At 43.6% G+C, this 18,497-nt stretch carries 17 protein-coding genes; 15 read left to right on the top strand and 2 right to left on the bottom strand.

All coding sequences use genetic code 11. The features are described from left to right. Positions 1-134 precede the first annotated feature (134 nt). Positions 135-1,196: a glycosyltransferase family 4 protein gene (locus tag CEF21_RS13220; protein WP_123917076.1), complete on the top strand. Its 1,062-nt coding sequence runs from the start codon at positions 135-137 to the stop codon at positions 1,194-1,196. A gap of 1,141 nt (positions 1,197-2,337) precedes the next feature. Here CEF21_RS13220 and CEF21_RS21960 read toward each other — a convergent pair. Both CEF21_RS21960 and CEF21_RS13210 read right to left on the bottom strand, forming a co-directional pair. Beyond that, entirely contained in the window at positions 2,338-2,661 is a 324-nt protein-coding gene (locus CEF21_RS21960; protein ID WP_481747586.1) for a GT-D fold domain-containing protein, read from the bottom strand. Continuing rightward, complete coding sequence (locus CEF21_RS13210) at positions 2,655-3,062, bottom strand: hypothetical protein (RefSeq protein ID WP_123917072.1); 408 nt, start codon at positions 3,060-3,062, stop codon at positions 2,655-2,657. The genes CEF21_RS21960 and CEF21_RS13210 overlap by 7 nt, the downstream gene beginning before the upstream one ends. Before the next feature lie 367 nt (positions 3,063-3,429). Here CEF21_RS13210 and CEF21_RS13205 point away from each other — a divergent pair, with 367 nt between their 5' ends. The 14 genes from CEF21_RS13205 to CEF21_RS13140 all read left to right on the top strand — a co-directional run bounded on the left by CEF21_RS13205 (position 3,430) and on the right by CEF21_RS13140 (position 18,261). Beyond that, positions 3,430-3,789 carry a hypothetical protein gene (locus tag CEF21_RS13205; RefSeq protein WP_123917070.1) on the top strand — a complete coding sequence of 120 codons (360 nt, stop codon included), beginning with the start codon at positions 3,430-3,432 and terminating at the stop codon, positions 3,787-3,789. Between the two features lie 560 nt (positions 3,790-4,349). Beyond that, positions 4,350-5,438, top strand: a complete 1,089-nt coding sequence (wecB, locus tag CEF21_RS13200) for a non-hydrolyzing UDP-N-acetylglucosamine 2-epimerase (protein ID WP_123917068.1) — start codon at positions 4,350-4,352, stop codon at positions 5,436-5,438. Further along, a complete protein-coding gene (locus CEF21_RS13195) occupies positions 5,431-6,417 on the top strand; it encodes a polysaccharide biosynthesis protein (RefSeq protein WP_123917066.1) in 987 nt (328 codons plus the stop codon). Before wecB (CEF21_RS13200) ends, CEF21_RS13195 begins: the two co-directional genes overlap by 8 nt. Next, the gene (locus tag CEF21_RS13190) at positions 6,418-7,248 is read left to right on the top strand and encodes a dTDP-4-dehydrorhamnose reductase family protein (protein ID WP_123917064.1); all 831 of its coding nucleotides are present in this window, start codon (positions 6,418-6,420) and stop codon (positions 7,246-7,248) included. It begins immediately after the preceding gene. After that, positions 7,241-8,131 carry an NAD-dependent epimerase/dehydratase family protein gene (locus CEF21_RS13185; RefSeq protein ID WP_123917062.1) on the top strand — a complete coding sequence of 297 codons (891 nt, stop codon included), beginning with the start codon at positions 7,241-7,243 and terminating at the stop codon, positions 8,129-8,131. Before CEF21_RS13190 ends, CEF21_RS13185 begins: the two co-directional genes overlap by 8 nt. Positions 8,132-8,347: 216 nt before the next feature. After that, positions 8,348-9,562, top strand: coding sequence for a glycosyltransferase family 4 protein (locus CEF21_RS13180; protein WP_123917060.1), 1,215 nt, complete (start codon positions 8,348-8,350; stop codon positions 9,560-9,562). Positions 9,563-9,574: 12 nt separating this feature from the next. Then, the gene (locus CEF21_RS13175) at positions 9,575-10,099 is read left to right on the top strand and encodes a hypothetical protein (RefSeq protein WP_123917058.1); all 525 of its coding nucleotides are present in this window, start codon (positions 9,575-9,577) and stop codon (positions 10,097-10,099) included. 26 nt (positions 10,100-10,125) lie between these two features. Next, positions 10,126-11,043, top strand: coding sequence for a GDP-mannose 4,6-dehydratase (locus tag CEF21_RS13170; RefSeq protein ID WP_123917056.1), 918 nt, complete (start codon positions 10,126-10,128; stop codon positions 11,041-11,043). An 82-nt stretch (positions 11,044-11,125) separates the two neighbouring features. Continuing rightward, positions 11,126-11,869: a DUF1796 family putative cysteine peptidase gene (locus CEF21_RS13165; protein WP_123917054.1), complete on the top strand. Its 744-nt coding sequence runs from the start codon at positions 11,126-11,128 to the stop codon at positions 11,867-11,869. An 84-nt stretch (positions 11,870-11,953) separates the two neighbouring features. Continuing rightward, a complete protein-coding gene (locus CEF21_RS13160; protein WP_082883834.1) occupies positions 11,954-12,070 on the top strand; it encodes a YjcZ family sporulation protein in 117 nt (38 codons plus the stop codon). 317 nt (positions 12,071-12,387) lie between these two features. Next, the gene (locus CEF21_RS13155) at positions 12,388-13,851 is read left to right on the top strand and encodes an NAD(P)/FAD-dependent oxidoreductase (protein ID WP_123917052.1); all 1,464 of its coding nucleotides are present in this window, start codon (positions 12,388-12,390) and stop codon (positions 13,849-13,851) included. Positions 13,852-14,495: 644 nt separating this feature from the next. Continuing rightward, the gene (gene wecB / locus CEF21_RS13150; protein ID WP_123917050.1) at positions 14,496-15,614 is read left to right on the top strand and encodes a non-hydrolyzing UDP-N-acetylglucosamine 2-epimerase; all 1,119 of its coding nucleotides are present in this window, start codon (positions 14,496-14,498) and stop codon (positions 15,612-15,614) included. A 21-nt stretch (positions 15,615-15,635) separates the two neighbouring features. Further along, positions 15,636-16,742: a tetratricopeptide repeat-containing glycosyltransferase family 2 protein gene (locus CEF21_RS13145; RefSeq protein WP_123917048.1), complete on the top strand. Its 1,107-nt coding sequence runs from the start codon at positions 15,636-15,638 to the stop codon at positions 16,740-16,742. Further along, a complete protein-coding gene (locus CEF21_RS13140) occupies positions 16,729-18,261 on the top strand; it encodes a glycosyltransferase (protein WP_123917046.1) in 1,533 nt (510 codons plus the stop codon). Before CEF21_RS13145 ends, CEF21_RS13140 begins: the two co-directional genes overlap by 14 nt. Positions 18,262-18,497 lie beyond the last annotated feature (236 nt).

The raw sequence follows: 18,497 nt of genomic DNA, 5'->3' as shown, positions 1-18,497 counted from the left end.
AAGGTATGTCACATTGGCCTTTTTTGATAGGATATTTGTCCAGATTTTTCATAAATCTGATGAAAACGCATATTCCAATCTCCTTCTATTCACATAGATATGGAGGAGACAAAGCTTCGGAAAGGATGAGAAAGTTGAAAGTACTTTTTATTTATTACGTTCCAAGCGGCGGCGTTGAAACATTAAACAGGCAAAGAGCTAAAGTCCTTACTGAAAGAGGGATTGAGTGCCATTTTCTCTATTACCGGCAGGAGAGGCCATTGATCAATGATCATGGAGCACCCCTTTATATCCAGGCCAGTGATTTTGACATTATGCAAACGATTCAGCTTCAAAGATTTGATGCAATTGTTGTAACCTCTGATTATACTATTCTTCCGAAAATTAGAAGCTGGGGCTATACCGGAAAGCTGATTTTTGAAATTCAGGGGCTAGGTTCAATAGATACGGCAAGAATTACTCTGACAGCTGCAGTTTCTTATGTAACTCCCTACGCCAGCTGCATCTTAAGCTCCAAAACTCCTCATATCATGCGGCTGATTTATGAACTATACCCTTCCTTCCCCATACACTTTATCGATAACTGCTTTGATGCTGATCAATTTACATTTGTCAGCGGCCCCCGGCATGGCCGGCCTATTATTGGATGGATCGGCAGAATTGAAGACAATAAAAACTGGCGGGAATTTTTGCATATTGCCTATCACCTGACGTATATCCACCAAGTGGACGCTGATTATTTTATGTTCGAGGATCACACCCTGTCCATTCCGGCAGAACGGGCGGAATTTGACATACTAAAGGGATCGCTTGGAATCGAAAACAGGTTAACCATTCTCTCAAACATACCAAACGATGCAATGGCGGGGTACTTTTCCAGAATGGGAGACTCTGGGGGATTCTTATGCTCCACCTCTAAAGTGGAGGGATTTGGATATGCGATTGTGGAGGCGATGAGCTGCAGCTGTCCAGTGCTTTCTACCAATTCGGATGGAGTTCAGCGCTCCATCATCCATAATCAAACCGGAAAATTTTATTCCCTTGGCGATATAAAAGGGGCCTGTATGGAGGCGGTTGAATTACTGAATAACTCTTTATTAAGAGAGCAAATAATAACCGGCGCCATTCACCACATTAAAGAGCGTTTCAGTGGAGAAATGTATTTTCACCATTTCAGCAGTATCCTTAATCACTAGCAGCAACGTACAAATGGCACTTCCCATTGGAAACACCGTAAAAGACAATCACAGGGACAAGGCTATTTTACAGGGTCTTGCAACAGGAATTTCGGATCAAGCAGGGTGCTCGCATCAGCAGTGCTTCTGGACTTCGAGCCGCCGGATAAATGTTCGAAGTTGCAAAACTAGCTTCTTCGGCAAATTCTGTTGCAGCCTCTTTCAGATGGAAGGGATAATGAGGAAGCTTTTAGATGCTCTGGCAAGTCTCTTGCAAGTCTCTCGCTGGGAAAACCTGACGTTTTAATGGATTGTTTCAGGACACAGTATAGGGGTGATTTTGCAGGAGTCAGACGCGGCGGCTTTGAAACAATCATTCCGCAAGGCTATTGTATCTAGATCCGCTTGATGCCATAGGTCTCTCTCAGATGGAAACATCTTATTCAAGTGTGTTACTTGGTTTCGCATGAGTATATTGAATTTAGAGTTGTCGTGCAGAATCTTGCACAGGAAGTCTTTAAAGTCAGCCGGTTATCTCCTTCTGGGCAAACGAGCTTCATGGATCCAATCCTTCCTCTAAGAGCTGATATAAATAACAATGGTAGCGCTGCTTTTTCAGGCTGTTTGCAGGCGGCCGACGGTGCAGTATTATTGGATTTTTAAATCCCGTTTACCGGAATTCGTTTGAAAGGAAAAGGTTAAAAGGGGGAGGACTTGTTTACCAAGGTCTTACAGCTGCTTCATCATTAAAGTCCTCTCAACAGAACAGCTTTTTGATTTTGAAATGCCTGATAATGACATTGCCACATTGACCGTACTATCTCACGGTCGATCCTTTAACACAGTAACGGCCGTTTTCCGTGTGACGGAGAACTGGTAACAAAAGAAAGGTGGCGTGCTGAATTACATCATGCCTTTTCCCCTTCTAATGGAATTTTTGCCAAGTGATATCTCCAATCGTAAAATTACGCACACCGCCAAGTGCTTTCAGGTTATCAAGTGGTTCAGGATAATCCGGCGCCATCTTAAGAGCCTTAAGGAAGCATTTTAAAGCAGCGGAAGAATCCCGGAGATGGGCAAAGCATTCCCCTTTATAGTTTTCGATTATGTGATCCTGGATGCTGCACTCTTCAAATGAGATTAGAGCTTCCCGGTAATTCCCTTATTTCAGCAAAGATATGCCCTTTACAAATAGCCTGGAATTTTGATCATGAGTATATTCTAATGCAGTTTTCAGCATGTTTTCAACATGCTCTTTAACCTCTTCCATCCGATTGCCGATAAGCAATACTTTATAATTTTTAAAAATTTCCGTATAAAGACCAAGCTCATTTAATTCAAGATTAACATTGGAGTGCGTAAGATTCATATTTTTTAGCGGCCACTTGTGAAACCCCGCTAATTTAATAAATAGCGACTGAAAAACTGGGAGCCTTTTTGTTGGAATTCCAAGATAATCGGATTTTGCGATGTACTCGGTCAGCAAATCCCTATTTTGATGATTAGGATTTTTACCCCTGCAAAATCAAAAAACTGAAAATAAGGATCCTTCTTCATCACCTGAGCAGGAATAATGTAATCATGTGCGAGAAAACCCAGAGGCCCGTCACCCATCCTGGTAACAGCACAGCCATTGCCTTTTTCAAGAGAAGCGAGGATCTGCTGCTTGATATCACCCCCTTTAATTAACGGTATCATTTCCTCTTTCAGTTTTTCGGTCCCCGCTGTAATGACTTCCTCTGCTGAATAGGGGAGAATCATGCTGTCACCTACTGCTTTCTCCACAATATACTCGCCTCCTGCATAGTAGGTATCATCTGTTATGCTGATATTGGGATAGCCCATAAGCGCCATCCTTTCAAGCTGGCTGTCAGAAAAGTGATACATGTAGAACCTCCTGTATATTTCAGTTAGACCTTATACTTTTTTTATCTCTATATACCTATTGCAAGGTACCTTGACTTAATATCAGTTTTAAAAAAAACGCTGTTTAGCTTTACTGTATATTGCATCTTCAGGCGGCGAACTCATCGGTTTTGCCGAGCTGCAGTCTTATGAGTTTCCCTCTAATAGGCAGATGTGAAAATCTGCCTTAAGGTTGATCGTAGACAAAAAAGTTAAAATAGGCAGCAGAATGTTGGACAGGCGTTTATGCAGACTTTTTGTTATTGAATAATATGGATGGATTGAAAAAACCAGCCATTTAGATGGACTGGCGTAAAAATGGACAAGAAAAAGAATGGGAGGTTGATTAATGGCTGTTATATCTACAGGTCCTATTGAAAATACTCCAGCAAACGGGGTCAGGCCGGTGCAGCTGCTGACGGTAAAGATTGTCAATCGTGATTTGGTGAATTCTTCAACTGTCTTGATTCAAGGGTTTATTTTGACAACAACAAGAACGCTGTATGTATTGGAGCTTGTGCCGGTACTTCCAAATCAAGTACTAACAAGAAATTATTTCGCTGATTTTGATGAGTATCAGTTTGTTTTAACAACTGGTGGAGATGCAGAAACTTCTACACAAATATCTGTGTGGGGAAAAGATGCTTCCGGAAACCTTGTTGCATCTCAACGAATCGTTTCTGATGAGATTTTAAATCAGACGGTGTAATAACGGGATTATTATGATAGTGAAGTAAGGGGCCTTCAAATTATGGGCCCCTTGCTGGTGTCACTTTGTTCGAATCCAGTATTAGCAAGAGACTAATTGTACTGTGACAGAACTAGACTGGCTAGTCACTAGATCCATTTTAGTAAGTATTTTCTAATCGTACTGTATAAATCATCCTCGTATGAGTTCGAGTAAACTTGTAATACACACATTGTTTAGAATTAACCAGATACGGCATGAGCGCTGAAGCTTTTGCCTTATTTGCTGTTATTTTACATATAAAGGGAAATGACCTTTTATACGTTGTACAGCTTAGTGATTTTCTACTATTAAAGCTCGCTATGAGTAGAAATTGATTGTTTAGTAAACTTTTTAAAATATATTCAGCGCCCTGTTCACCCCGGCAATCATGAAGTCCATCCTACCATCCATTTAGAAAAATGTTTCACTTATCGATAGACTTGCCTATGCATGGCCGATTCATCAAGCATATCTTAGAAGGAATGCACAAGGAGGAGAGTACACGCGCGGAATTAATACAGACTAGGAGGCTATTGAAAGTGAAAGTCGTAACAATTCTAGGCACCAGACCAGAAATCATCCGCCTAAGCCGGATCATTTCGAAATTGGATAGGCTAGCCAAAAAGCATACTGTCGTTCATACCGGCCAGAATTTTACAGAGGAATTAAGCGGGGTTTTTTTTAAAACGCTTCAGGTGCGTACCCCGGATTATCAATTATTTAATCAGCAGCTTACAGTTGGGGAACAATTATCTGAAATGTTTAAAGGCCTTGAGGCAATCTTTTTAAAAGAAAAACCGGATCGAATTCTCATCCTGGGTGACACGAACAGCGGATTGTCTGCTATTTTAGCAGAGAGGATGGGAATACCGGTGTTCCACATGGAAGCAGGCAACCGCTGCTTCGACTTGAAGGTACCAGAGGAAAAGAACAGGAAAGTGATTGATTCCATATCCAGCATTAATCTCCCTTATACAGAACAAAGCAGGGAGAATTTGCTCCGGGAAGGGCTTCATCCCGGAAAAATCCATGTCACGGGAAACCCCATTAAAGAAGTGCTGGATCATTATAAGGAAGAGATTATAAAGAGTCCGATATTAAATCAATTAAACTTGCAGAAAAAAAATTATCTTTTGGCCACCATCCACCGCTCAGAAAATGTCGACCGGCCGGAACGGCTAATGGAAATTTTTAAAGGGTTAAATGAGACGGCAGAAAAATTAAATGTAAGAGTCATTTGCAGTATCCATCCCCGTACAGAGACCCGTCTGAAACAAACCAGTCTCGATCTGCACCCCCTCGTTGAATTCTACAAGCCTTTTTCCTTCTTTGACTTTGTTCAATTAGAAAAGCATGCCGCATGTGTATTAACGGATAGCGGCACAGTTCAGGAGGAGTGCTGTTTATTCCATGTCCCGGCAGTAACGATCAGGGATACAACAGAAAGACCGGAAACCGTAGCATGCGGGAGCAATATGCTGTCGGGAATTGATGCAAAGAGCATTACCTTTTCTGTAGAAGTCATGATGAATTTGCCGAATAAGTGGATGATACCTGAAGAATATCTCCGTGAGAACGTATCAGATACGGTTGTAAAAATCATATTGGGAGGAAAATCTTGTGTTTAATAACCAAACCATTTTAGTGACAGGCGGTACAGGCTCGTGGGGATATGAACTAGTCAGGCAGCTGCTTGAGTTCAATCCGAAGGAAATCCGGATTTTTTCCAGAAACGAATCGAGTCAGTTTACAATGGGCCAGGAATTTAAAGGGCATTCCAATATTTCCTTCGTAATTGGAGACATCCGGGATAAAGAAGCCATTGCCCATGCTGCCAAAAATACAGATTATATTTTTCATTTAGCGGCTTTAAAGCATGTCCCGATTTGTGAAGCGCAGCCGCTTGAAGCACTGAAAACCAATGTTCATGGAACTCAGAATGTCATTGAAGCAGCGATTGCCAATGAAGTCCGGTCTGTTGTCTACATTTCAACGGATAAAGCATCTGATCCTTCCAATTTTTACGGATTTTCCAAAGCGATGGGAGAGCGCCTGATTATTAACGCCAACACGCTGGAAAGCAAGACGAAATTTGTGTGCATCCGCGGCGGAAATGTCCTTGGGACAAACGGCAGTGTGATTCATGTATTCAAAAAGCAGATTGCAGAATCCAAGAAGGTAGGAATAACCGATCTGAAAATGACGAGATTTTTCCTTACCCTTCAGGATGCCATTGCGCTTGTGTTTAAAGCAGTTAAAGAAAGCATAGGCGGGGAAATTTTTGTGATGAAAATGCCGACCTGCCGGATACTGGATCTTGCTGAAGTCTTAATTGAAGATTCCGGAGAGAAAAATATCCGCATTGAAACAACAGGAGTTAGACCGGGGGAGAAGATTCATGAGCTTTTGCTGTCCAATTATGAATGCACTTATTCCATTGTCTATGATGACGAATATTTTGTCATCCTTCCATCCATTCATATAACTGGAATGAAAGAACGCTATGAAGGCTTTGAGCCGGTGAAACTGGAAAACTATGATTCAAGTGATGGTCTGATGACGAAAAAAGAAATAAATGCGATGCTTAAGAGAGGCGGTTTTCTATAAATGAAAGTTCTGATTTTAGGCGGAGCGGGAATGGCTGGCCATATGATCAGAGATTATTTTTCAGAAAGACCGGCCTATCAGGTTTTCTACACGACCAGAGACATTTCAGACACAGGCGGAATCTTTTTAAATATTAACAATGCCAATAGTGCAGAGGAGATTATTGTTTATCTCAAGCCTGACCTCGTTATCAATTGCATTGGCTTACTCAATCATTTTGCCGGAGAACATCCGATTGCCGCTCTTCAGGCAAACAGCATTCTTCCCCATCAGCTGGAAAAATTGCTTTCCCGGCAAGGGGGAAAACTCGTTCATATTAGCACGGATTGTGTTTTCTCAGGGGAGAAGGGCAGTTATACAGAGGCAGACACTCCGGACGGAACATCCTTTTATGCCCAGTCAAAGAGGTTAGGAGAGATTCATAGCGATCGGCACCTCACAATCCGGACTTCAATCATCGGTCCGGAATTAAAAAATAACGGCATCGGCCTTTTCTCCTGGTTCATGAAGCAGACAGGAGTCATCCAGGGATACGAAAAAGTTATCTGGAACGGGGTTACCACTCTGGAACTGGCCAAAGCCATCGAATATTTGATTGTAAAGGGCACAACGGGCTTGTATCATCTCGGTTCAGAAACCTTGCTATCAAAAAATGAACTGCTGCTGCTCATTCAGCGAATCTTTAACAAAACCGATGTGAACATTGTGCCGGATCGCAGGATTTCACTTAACCGGACGATAGTGAGCACGAGGCAGGACGCAGTTTATCCTCTCCCTTCCTACGAAACCATGCTGAAAGAACTGAAACAGTGGATGGAGAGGCATGAGTAAAACCATTTTAATAACAGGGGCAAATGGTTTTACTGGACAGCATGCATGCCGCTATTTTTCAGAAAAAGGGTTCCGGGTGATCGGAACAGCAAGAAAGCCGGTTTTCTTAGGGGAAAAAGTAGATTTGAAGCTTTGTGATTTAACAGAAGAATCATCTGTTCAAGCGTTAATTAAACAAACCCGGCCTGATTATCTTCTGCATTTAGCAGGAGTAAGCCATGTAGGGAAATCATGGGAAGATCCTGTTGGCACATTGAAAACAAATGTCCTCTCAACACTCTATTTACTTGACGCCATATATAAAGAAAAACCGGATTGCAAAAGTGTCATTACAGGATCTGCCCTTCAGACAGACCCTGCCAATTTGCAGACTGTTCCCCATCCTTACAGTTTCAGCAAAACGATTCAGGCTCTTTGCTCACTGGCTTGGGGGAAGCTGTATCAATTGGATATCGTGATGGCGAAACCTTCCAATTTAATTGGACCGGGAAAATCGGCAGGAGTTTGTTCAGCTTTTGCTGAGAAAATTGCACGCATGGAACATGATGAATCAGCACGGGTGCTGACAATCGATACCCCTCTTGCAGAAAGGGATTTCCTCGATGTGAGAGATGCAGTTGCGGGTTATAATGTCTTATTTGAAAAGGGAGAGTCCGGTAAGACGTACGATGTGTGTTCAGGGCGGACCCGCACCATTAGGGAGGTAGCTGAAACATACCGCAAAATTTCCCCAACCCCCTTTAGGATTGATTCAAAAAAAGATACTCCCTCCATTCCTGCCGAACTCGGCAGCCCATTTCAGCTGAAGGAAATGGGCTGGCGTCCCCGCTATACGTTTGAGGATACGCTCGCTGATACACTCCAATTCTACTCACATGCATAAATTCCAGGCATTTGGCTAAAAAGTCAGATGTCTTTTTTTCGGATTTCAAGCTTTTGACAGATGTACTCTTCCTTTTTATTCCGCAATTGTCCTTAAGCAAGTAACCCATATTGTATTCAAATGGTAGAAAAAGGGTGTCATTTGCAGATGGCTATCCATATCATATAACCAGCAGGACTAGTCGGTCATTAAATATAGTACAGGAGCTGAAATGACATGAAGATTTTACTGGCCACCTATTGGGCCATCCCCCATTTAGGCGGGGTGTGGAATTACATGGTCCAGACAAAAGGGTATTTGGAAGCGCTCGGACACGAAGTAGATATGCTGGGCTACGGGGCAGATAATACATTCATTCACCTAGTAAACAAAGACCGGAGAGTGAAAAAAGAAGACTTAATGCCAGTCCTTCATGCGAATATTAATCCGGAAACTTATCCTGAAATTTTTGCCAATAAATTAGTAGAATATACAGAATTTCAGAGATACTGCTACGAATTGGGAGCTGCCTGTTTAGGTCTTGACGGGTACGACATCATTCATACTCAGGATGTCATCGCTACCTCTTGCATCAGCCGCGTAAAACCTCCTGAAACTCCGCTAGTAGCAACTCTTCATGGTTCCGTAGCCCATGAAATCCGGCATCAGCTGAAAACGATACACAAATCCCCGAATTCATACATGGCTAAGGCTTACTATGATGAACTGGAAAGCATGGGCGGGCACTCATCGGACTTGACGATTGTTGCGAACAACTGGCTGAAAAACATTCTTGAGGATGAATTTGCGATCCCGTCTGAACAGCTGAAGGTGATGCACTACGGCTATAATATTCTGGCGTTTGATTCAGGTCTGAATGAGCGGACAGATGTAGTAAAACCCGAAGGAAAAAAGGTCATCATGTTCTCGGGAAGGCTCGTGGAGTTAAAAGGAGTTCAATATCTTTTGGAAGCTCTTGCAAAGCTTAGAAAGTCCAATAGAGACTGGGTTTGCTGGATTGCAGGAGATGGAGAGATAAAAAGGGAACTCGTGATCCAGTCAAAGGTGCTTGGACTTGGAGACAGTGTAAAGTTCCTCGGTGTAAGGGATGATCTCCCGGCACTGCTAAAGCAATCAGATATTTTTGTTCTTCCAAGCTTGATTGAAAACCAGCCGCTTTCATTGATTGAAGCCCAGCTGGCAGGAAACGCAATTGCCGTCAGTGATGTCGGCGGTTTACCTGAAATGGTCGAGGACGGAGTGACCGGACTCCTGTTTCCAACAAGTGATTCAGACAAATTGACAGACGTTTTATTGGACCTGGTCACCGATGATGAACTCCGAACCCGGCTGGGAACAGCTGCGAAAGAATGGGCAAGAGTTCACTGGGATCTTGCTACAGGAATTCGCAAATTAACGGATGTTTATGAGAGCCTGATAAAAAAATCATAAAGAGGTGTGAATATGAGAAGTGGAGGAATGGACTTATTGGAAAAACAGCAAAGAATGACCGCATTGATGAATTCGATGACCGCTGCGAAAACAGCCGGAGAGCTTCAGGGGGTTTCAGCTAATCTGGAAAATTTATCAACCTTGCTTAAAGCCAGGCTTGAGAGAAAAAGATCATCTCAGCCTGATACCAGCCCGCAAGCGCCAAGTCAGGAAGGATCATTCCGTACAGACCTATTGAAAAGCACTTCCAAGTTTTCGGGTGTCGAATCTTCTGACGTCTTAAAGGATTATGTCAGCGGACTGATTTTTAAATCACTCCAAAGCAAGTGGTCTGCTCAACGGAATCCTGCTGCAAAATCAGTGACTTCCAGGGGATTGGCCGCCCGCTTTCAATCCGTCTTTACAAATCCGGTATTCCCGCCTGAACGCCAGATAAATAAAGGAGTCTGGAACAAAATTGCTGATTCGCTTCCTGGAGGATATCAAATACCGAATCCCAGAACATACGGTGTCATAACGAATAGTCTCCGCAGATGAGCGGGCTTAAAAGAGGAGATACGCATATGAAAGCTGTTGTCACAGGAGGAGCGGGCTTTATTGGCTCACACCTTACCGAAGCGTTAGTGGATTTGGGATATGACGTCCATGTTTTAGACTGGAAACAGGCAAAAATGACGGAATGCGTAAAAAATGACCGCGTCGTTTATCATGAATTGGATATATGCTCCAAAGAGGCGAGAGAGCTGGTTGTTTCAATAGATCCTTCCTACCTTTTCCATTTGGCGGCCCAGGCGGATGTCGGGATCTCCATTGATAACCCAATGTATGATGCCCAAATCAATATCAGCGGGACAATCAACATGCTCGACGCATGCAGAGAAACCCGTTCATGCAAAATGATTTTCGCCTCTACCGCCGCTGTATACGGACTTCTCGATCAATCAGAAATCTGTGAAGAAGATCCAGTAAACCCTGAATCAAATTACGGACTTTCCAAGCTTACCGCAGAGTCTTATATCCGGATTTATCATAAACTTTACGGAATTCCCTATACGATTCTTCGCTACGCTAATGTATACGGACCAAGACAGCTTCCGAAAGGCGATGGAGGGGTGGTTGCGGTATTCATGAAGAACATCCTGTCGTCGGGAGCTGTATCGGTTCATGGGGATGGGGATCAGACAAGGGATTTTATTTTTGTTAAAGATGTGGCCGCTGCAAATATTGCTGCCATGAAGGACGGGAACAATGAAACCATTCAAATCAGTACAGGGGAAACGTACAGCATCAATGAATTGATCGGCTATATAAAAAAGAGTCATCGAGACGAATTTGTGACACAATTTTCTTCCGCGCGGAAGGGGGATATCAAGCATAGCTGTCTCGCCAATCATAAAGCCCGGAGTCTCTTGAAATGGAATCCGGTGTACAGACTGGAAACAGGGCTGAAAGAAACTTATGTCTATTATCGGTCCCTGTAGGGCAATACCCCTCTCTCATTGACGTTTTGCTGAATATGATGATCATTGAAACAACCTGTACTTTAAGGAGGAAAAAGGCTTCATGAGTGTAGACGAAACTTTGGATAAAATTAAAGGATCCTATGACGCGGTCATCAGCTTAGGCGACCTGTGTTTAAGTTCCATCCAGCTTAAAAAGAATAGTCTGAGGAATTTCTCGGGTGTATTGGACTGGATGGCATCTCCCCGTCTAAACGATGTAAACCGGCTGCTGAAAAATCGATTTATCGGCTTTTTTGATGAAGATCATTTAAGGATTATCGGCTATGCAGCAGAAAACATCATCTGTGTGGCGGATGACGTGTACAATTTAGTATCCAACCATGACTTCATGACAGAAGAGGGCAATACACTGACCTATCTTGGCTCCTATGCAGATGTCATGGAGAAATATGACCGCAGGATCCGGCGGACTCTGGAGAAATTTGATTCAGCAAACCGGATCCTGTTTGTGAGAACAGAAGGATCGTATGAGGATGCCTTGGAGCTTCAGAATGTGTTATCACAACTGGTTGCCAATGACTTTCGTGTCCTGATGATTAACCATACAAACGTCAACGAGATAACCGACAGCTGCTGGGGGCTTGAAAAAATCTGTGCTGTTGAACTTCCCGGAGACGAGAAATGGAACGCAAATGATCACTTGTGGGCTGAATTGCTAAAAGATGTAACCCTCTCTTCAGACAGCCGGTCAGAACTTGATTCAGATTCGAAAATGGAAGAAGCTTACTCTGGAACGGTGAAAGCAGAAGAAACAGATCCAGAAGCAAAACCGGATGAGGAATAGAAAAAAATAGGCATCCGCCCAAACCAAACAACCCGGGTCCTGCATAGGCTATCATTGACTCAAAACAAATGGAGGGATTGCTTTATGTACGGTTACCCTGGATATGGATACGGTCATGGCGGTTATGGAAGCAGCTTCGTACTTATCGTTGTGTTATTCATTTTGCTGATTATCGTAGGAGCTGCCTACATCGGATATTAATGAAAGGAAGGGCCTGAGGGCTCTTTTTTTTTGGACTGTTCCAGGGCAGCCTTAAAGCTTAGTCCCCGGTTACTGCACCCGCAGCGGGAATGTTTAATTGCCGGCGCAGGGGATCTGCATAATCTGACCTGAATTTCATACAATCTCCTTCAGGCGGTGTCTTTCCGTCAGACTAAATGGATTTTTCAGTTATATACCAAAAAACGAACATTATATATTTGTTTATGGTTAATAGTTCGTTTTATTGATTGACGGAAGCGGTTTACTTTGGTATATTTACCAAGGATGCTTGAAAAACAATAACGGAGGGATTTTCCTTGAACCGTATATATGATGTAATTATAGTAGGAGCAGGACCGGCTGGTATCTTTGCTTCTTATGAACTTTCTACTTTAATGCCGGATGCAAAAATCCTGCTGATTGATAAAGGACATGATATTTATCGCAGGAATTGTCCGATTCTTCAGAAGAAAATTGAAAAATGCCCGCCACCGGCGGGAAAAAAAGATTTTTCGGGCTGTCTCCCTGCGTGTTCCATTACCAATGGATTTGGCGGAGCGGGTGCCTATTCAGACGGAAAATTTAATATAACAAGTGAATTCGGCGGCTGGATGACCGACTATCTTCCTGAAAGTACGGTAATCGACCTCATTAAATACGTGGACCAAATTAATTTGCATCATGGAGCGGCAGAAACGATCACCGATCCTCTGACAGATAAGGTGAAAGAAATCGAACGGAGAGGGTATGCCGCAGGATTGAAATTGCTTAGAGCCCAGGTGCGCCATCTTGGAACGGAACAAAACCTGGAAATACTGAAAAGCATTTATGAGTATCTTTCTGTGAAAATTGAGATGCAGTTCAAAACAGAAGTGGAAGATTTGATTACGGTTAAAACGGATGGAAGCTATCATGTAAAAGGGATTTTGCTGAAAAATGGAGAAGAAATTCTCGCGGACAAAGTAATGGTTTCTCCAGGGCGGGATGGATCCACATGGCTTGGAGGCCTTTTGAAAAAACGCCGGCTGTCTATGATCAGCAATCAGGTGGATATCGGGGTACGGGTTGAAACCTCCAATGTGGTCATGCAGGAAATCAATGAGCATTTATATGAAGGGAAATTTATCTTCAATACGTCGGTCGGCACGAGAGTCCGGACTTTTTGCAGCAATCCCTCAGGACATGTGGTGGTAGAAAATCACTCGGGAACGATGCTTGCGAATGGACATGCATACAAAGATCCGAATCTCGGAAGCAGCAACACGAACTTTGCTCTGCTTGTGTCCCATACGTTTTCGGATCCGTTCGATCAGCCGAATGAATACGCTCATGAAGTTTCCAGGCTGGCCAACAGTCTGTCAAGCGGCGGATTAATCGTACAGAAATATGGAGACATTTTAAAAGGGCGCCGGTCTACGGAAAACCGGATCAAAGAAGGTTTCCTTGAGCCTACACTAAAAGAGGCGGTGCCTGGAGATCTTGGTCTTGCTCTTCCATACAATACGATGAAAAGCCTGATTGAAATGACGGAGGCCCTTGATAAGGTGACCCCTGGTCTTGCGTCTGAACACACTCTCTTCTATGGAGTCGAAGCGAAATTTTACTCTGCCCGTCCTAAATTAAATGACCGCTTTGAAACAGAAATCAGCGGTCTTTATGCAGGCGGCGATGGAGCAGGGATTACTAGGGGGCTCGCTCAGGCAGGAGCCTGCGGAGTATGGATTGCCCGGGATATTGCCAGTAAAAAGCAGGCATCAAGGAAAGCGGAAGTATTCGCCTAACAGTAAAAAGGGGCTTTTGATAAGTCCTGAAGAGAGAAAATAATTGAAACCGCCCCCCTGGTCGCTCCATGCTGGAGCATCCGGGGGTTTTTTGTTTAACACGGATCACTCGACAATCTTAGAATAAGCGGATTTGGAGCGGAAGGGCAATAGCCGCCGGACAGGTAAGTTCCCGGAGCATTGAAGAAAGGAGGAGGGTTGCCTCAAGCCTGGGATAGCCAGGCAGCTTTGAGCAGAAAACAGCCATAATCAATGGAAGTAAACCGGGGGAAGAATTCCTGTGTTTTTTAGCGCCCGCACTTTATGCTGCGGGTGTTTTTGTATTTGGTTATTTTTTTACTTGTAGCTCATTTAAAGCCTGAAGTTGATTTTAAAACCTGTTGATGGAAGTGGAAGGCGCGAGACTCCGAGCTGAGAGCAGCGGGACAGGTGAGAGCCCGCAGACGCAAAGCGGCTAGGAGGCTTACCGCCCGCCCAAGGAAAGAAAAGCGCCTGCTAACTGCAATCAACAGCAAAGTTTAACAAAGCTAATTTTAAGGTTCATAGGCATTCACAAGAGTCGGATTCTATAAGGGTTTCATAAGATACCTTAGGTCTTTGTCAAGTTACGGATTGCTTTCTATTAAATCAAGAAGGAGCCGCCTATGAAAGTAATGACGGTTTTTGGAACAAGACCCGAGGGAATCAAGATGGCTCCTTTGGTCAACTGTCTGAAAAATGACCCCGAGGTACACCATGTTTGTGTAAATACGGCTCAGCACCGCGACATGCTGGATCAAGTGATGGCCATCTTTCAAATAAGTCCCGATTATGATTTTAATATTATGAAGTATGCCCAAACACCGGAAACGATCAGCACCTCCATCCTTACGGAGCTATCGAAAGTACTGAATGCAGAAAAACCGGATATCGTCCTTGTACACGGGGATACAACCACCGCATTCATCAGCAGTTATGCTGCGTTTTTAAAGCAAATTCCGGTAGGACATGTCGAAGCAGGTCTCAGGACTGGAAACCGTTATTCCCCCTTCCCGGAAGAAATGAACCGGAAGCTCATTGATCAGCTGGCTACGTACCATTTTGCTGTCACAGAAGGCAATAAAGAGAATTTGATGAATGAGGGAATCGACGAAAAAAACATTCTTGTCACCGGAAATACTGTCATTGATGCCTTGCTTGAAGCAGCCAGCAAGCCCTTCCATTTTGCGCCTCCCCTAAAAGATGTTGTAGAAAAGAGCGGCAGAATTTTGCTGATGACGACACACCGGAGAGAAAATCTGCAAAAGCTCCAGGGAGTCTATGAGGCGATCAATCAGATTGTCCGCATGTATCCCGATCTTCAGGTGATTTTCCCCGTTCATAAAAATCCGCTCGTCCGCAAAGCAGTCGAACAATCCCTTCATCCGAGCAGCCGGATCCATATTGCCGAACCGCTTGACTACCTCAGCTTTGCCCATCTCATGAAAGCATCCTATGTCATTTTAACGGATTCGGGCGGCATCCAGGAGGAGGCTCCTGCTCTCGGCAAGCCTGTTTTTGTTGCCAGGGAAAATACGGAGCGGCCTGAAGGGGAAAAGGCGGGGACCATCAAGCTTGCCGGCTTAAATTCAGCCCGGATCATTGAGGAAATCTGCTTCGTTCTGGACGACGAAGGCGCTTATCAGAAAATGGCACAGGCTGTCAATCCATATGGTGATGGATTATCCAGTCAGAGAATTAAGGATTTTTTATTAAAAACATACCGTTCCCAGGGCGGACTATAAAAACGGAGGCGTTTTCACTCAATGGCAACGATAAGTTTATGCATGATCGTTAAAAATGAAGAGGATGTTATCGGCAGATGCCTTGAATCGGTTAAAGATATAGTAGATGAAATCATCATCGTGGATACAGGTTCTACGGATCAGACGAAAAAAATTGTCTCTTCGTTTACGAAAAAAATCTTTGATTTTAAATGGGTGGATGACTTTGCCAAAGCCCGGAATTTTTCTTTCAAAAAAGCTACAAAGGAATATATCCTTTGGCTTGACGCGGACGATATTTTCTTAGAAGAAGATCAGAAGAAACTCAGTCTGTTAAAAAAGAATCTTGACCCGTCTGTTGATTCGGTCTCTATGTTTTATAATTTAACTATGGATGAAAATGGAAAACCTGTTATGAGGCTGAGAAGAAACCGTTTAGTCAAAAGAAGCAGGGGATTTAAATGGATTGGTCCTGTTCATGAGTATTTGGAGGTGGGCGGGCACATTATAACAAGTGATGCCGCTGTTACTCATGCGAGTATTCATCATGATTCTGACCGAAACCTGAGAATCTATGAAAATCGCTTGAAGCAAGGCGAAAAATTTTCACCGAGGGATTTATTTTATTTTGCCAATGAATTAAAAGACCATCAGCAGTATGAAAGGGCCGTTGAATATTACGAAGCATTTCTTTCAGAAGGAAAAGGATGGATTGAAGACAACATTGCAGCATGCGGAAAATTAGCTGACTGCTATCATGAGTTATCGAATCAGGAAAAAATGATTAACAGTGTCCTCCGCTCTTTTCACTATGAATCTCCCAGACCGGAATTCTGCTGCAGGCTGGCTTATACGTTTTTTGAAAAAATGGATTACCACTCAGCGATCTACTGGTATAAACAAGCAGCGGCAATCGGAGTGTCAGCATCATCGTGGGGGATTCAAAATCAGGCTTACGCGGACTGGATCCCGCATATTCAGCTGTGTGTATGCTATGACAGGCTTGGGGATTATAAAATGTCCGAATACCACAATGAGCAGGCAGGTTCGATTCGTCCGAATAATCCACAATATCTTCATAACAAGCGGTATCTTGAGCAGGTTTTCGCTCTTCAGAATAAAAAGGAGAGCCATGATGAGCAAGAATAAGGTATTGATTGGCAGCCCCATTCATCAGAAGCCGGATATTTTAAGAGAGTTCCTTTACTCATTAGAGCATTTGAATCAGGAGGATACGGAACTCAGTTATTACTTTATTGACGACAATAAGGATCCGGAATCCAGCCGCCTGCTTTACGAATTTAAGCAAAAGGCTGACCGTGTGGAAATTGAGCGCTCATCCTATTCAGATGTTTATGTAAAAGATCATTCTACTCATTATTGGAATGAACATCTTGTCTGGAAGGTAGCGGCTTTTAAAGACAAGATAATCAAGTATGCGGATGAACAAATGTTCGATTACTTGTTTCTCGTTGACTCGGATCTCCTCCTCTATCCCGAGACCATATCGCATCTGGCGAGACAGGATAAAGATATTATTTCTGAAGTATTCTGGACGAGGTGGCAGCCTGACTCGATGGAGCAGCCCCAAGTATGGCTATCCGATGAATATACCCAATATCAAAAAGGAAGAGGAGACCAGCTTTCGGATGAAGAAGCAAATTCCCGCTTTCATCAATTTATCAGCCAAATGAAAACCCCGGGCGTGTATGAGGTGGGGGGACTGGGTGCCTGTACCCTGCTTTCCAGAAAAGCTCTGCAGAAAGGGGTCCGGTTCGGCCAGATTTATAATCTTTCATTCTGGGGAGAAGACCGGCACTTTTGCATCAGGGCTGCAGCACTCGGTTTTACGCTTTATGCCGATACGCACTATCCACCTTATCATATTTACCGTGATCAGGATTTGAAGGGAGCAGACGATTTCTTTCTAAAGGCCCATAAAAAATCCAGGATTACGATTCATCAAGAGTATAAGCCGAAACTCACTTTATCGATGATTGTCCGGAATGAAGAAAATAGATTTCTCAAGGAAATGCTTGAGCATCACGCCCCGTGTATTGATTATGCCGTCATTATCAATGACGGCAGTACAGACCGGACGCTCGAAATATGCAAAGAAAGTTTAAGCGGGGTTCCTCATATGATTGTTTCAAATGACGCCTCGAAGTTTCATAATGAAATTGAATTGCGTAAACAGCAGTGGGATGAGACCATTGCCACCAATCCGGATTGGATTTTAAGCCTGGATGCAGACGAATTTTTAGAAGACGGTTTTTGCGGAGAGCTTCAACAGCTGATGAAGAATAAAGAGTATGATCTGCACTCCTTCCGGCTCTATGATTTTTGGAGTGAAACCCATTACCGGGAGGATCATTATTGGAGAGCGCACCAGGTATTCCGCCCGTTTCTGGTCAGATACAGGCCTGGATTCCCTTATCAATGGAGGGAGGCTGCGCTGCACTGCGGCAGAATGCCGGAAAACGTTTTCCAGCTTTCAAACGCGATATCACCTCTCCGGGTCAAACATTTTGGATGGTCCCGTGAAAAAGACCGTATCGCAAAATATAAGAGATATACAGAACTTGATCCTGATTCCCTGTACGGAGTAAAGGAGCAATATGAGTCCATATTGGACCCGCATCCGCATTTAATCGAGTGGAAGGATTGACCCGTTTTGGAGCCGGATTGGATTGGAGCCATCCGAACGTTTAATAAATAGGAGAGGCCCAATTTTATTTCGGCGGTCAGATGCCGGATTTAGCGAGGGGCATTCTGTTCGATTCGCGCATGAAAAGGATGAACCGGTTCTTTATGGCGGAAGGACTTGGATGCGGCGGGAATGGCAAAGGTCACAGGCGAATCATTGGACGAAGAGGATGGAACTTAATTAAAATGGTTGTCTTT

Source organism: Bacillus sp. FJAT-42376 (genome assembly GCF_003816055.1).
Taxonomy (GTDB): domain Bacteria; phylum Bacillota; class Bacilli; order Bacillales; family Bacillaceae; genus Metabacillus_B.
This window is presented reverse-complemented; position numbering and strand designations above follow the sequence as displayed.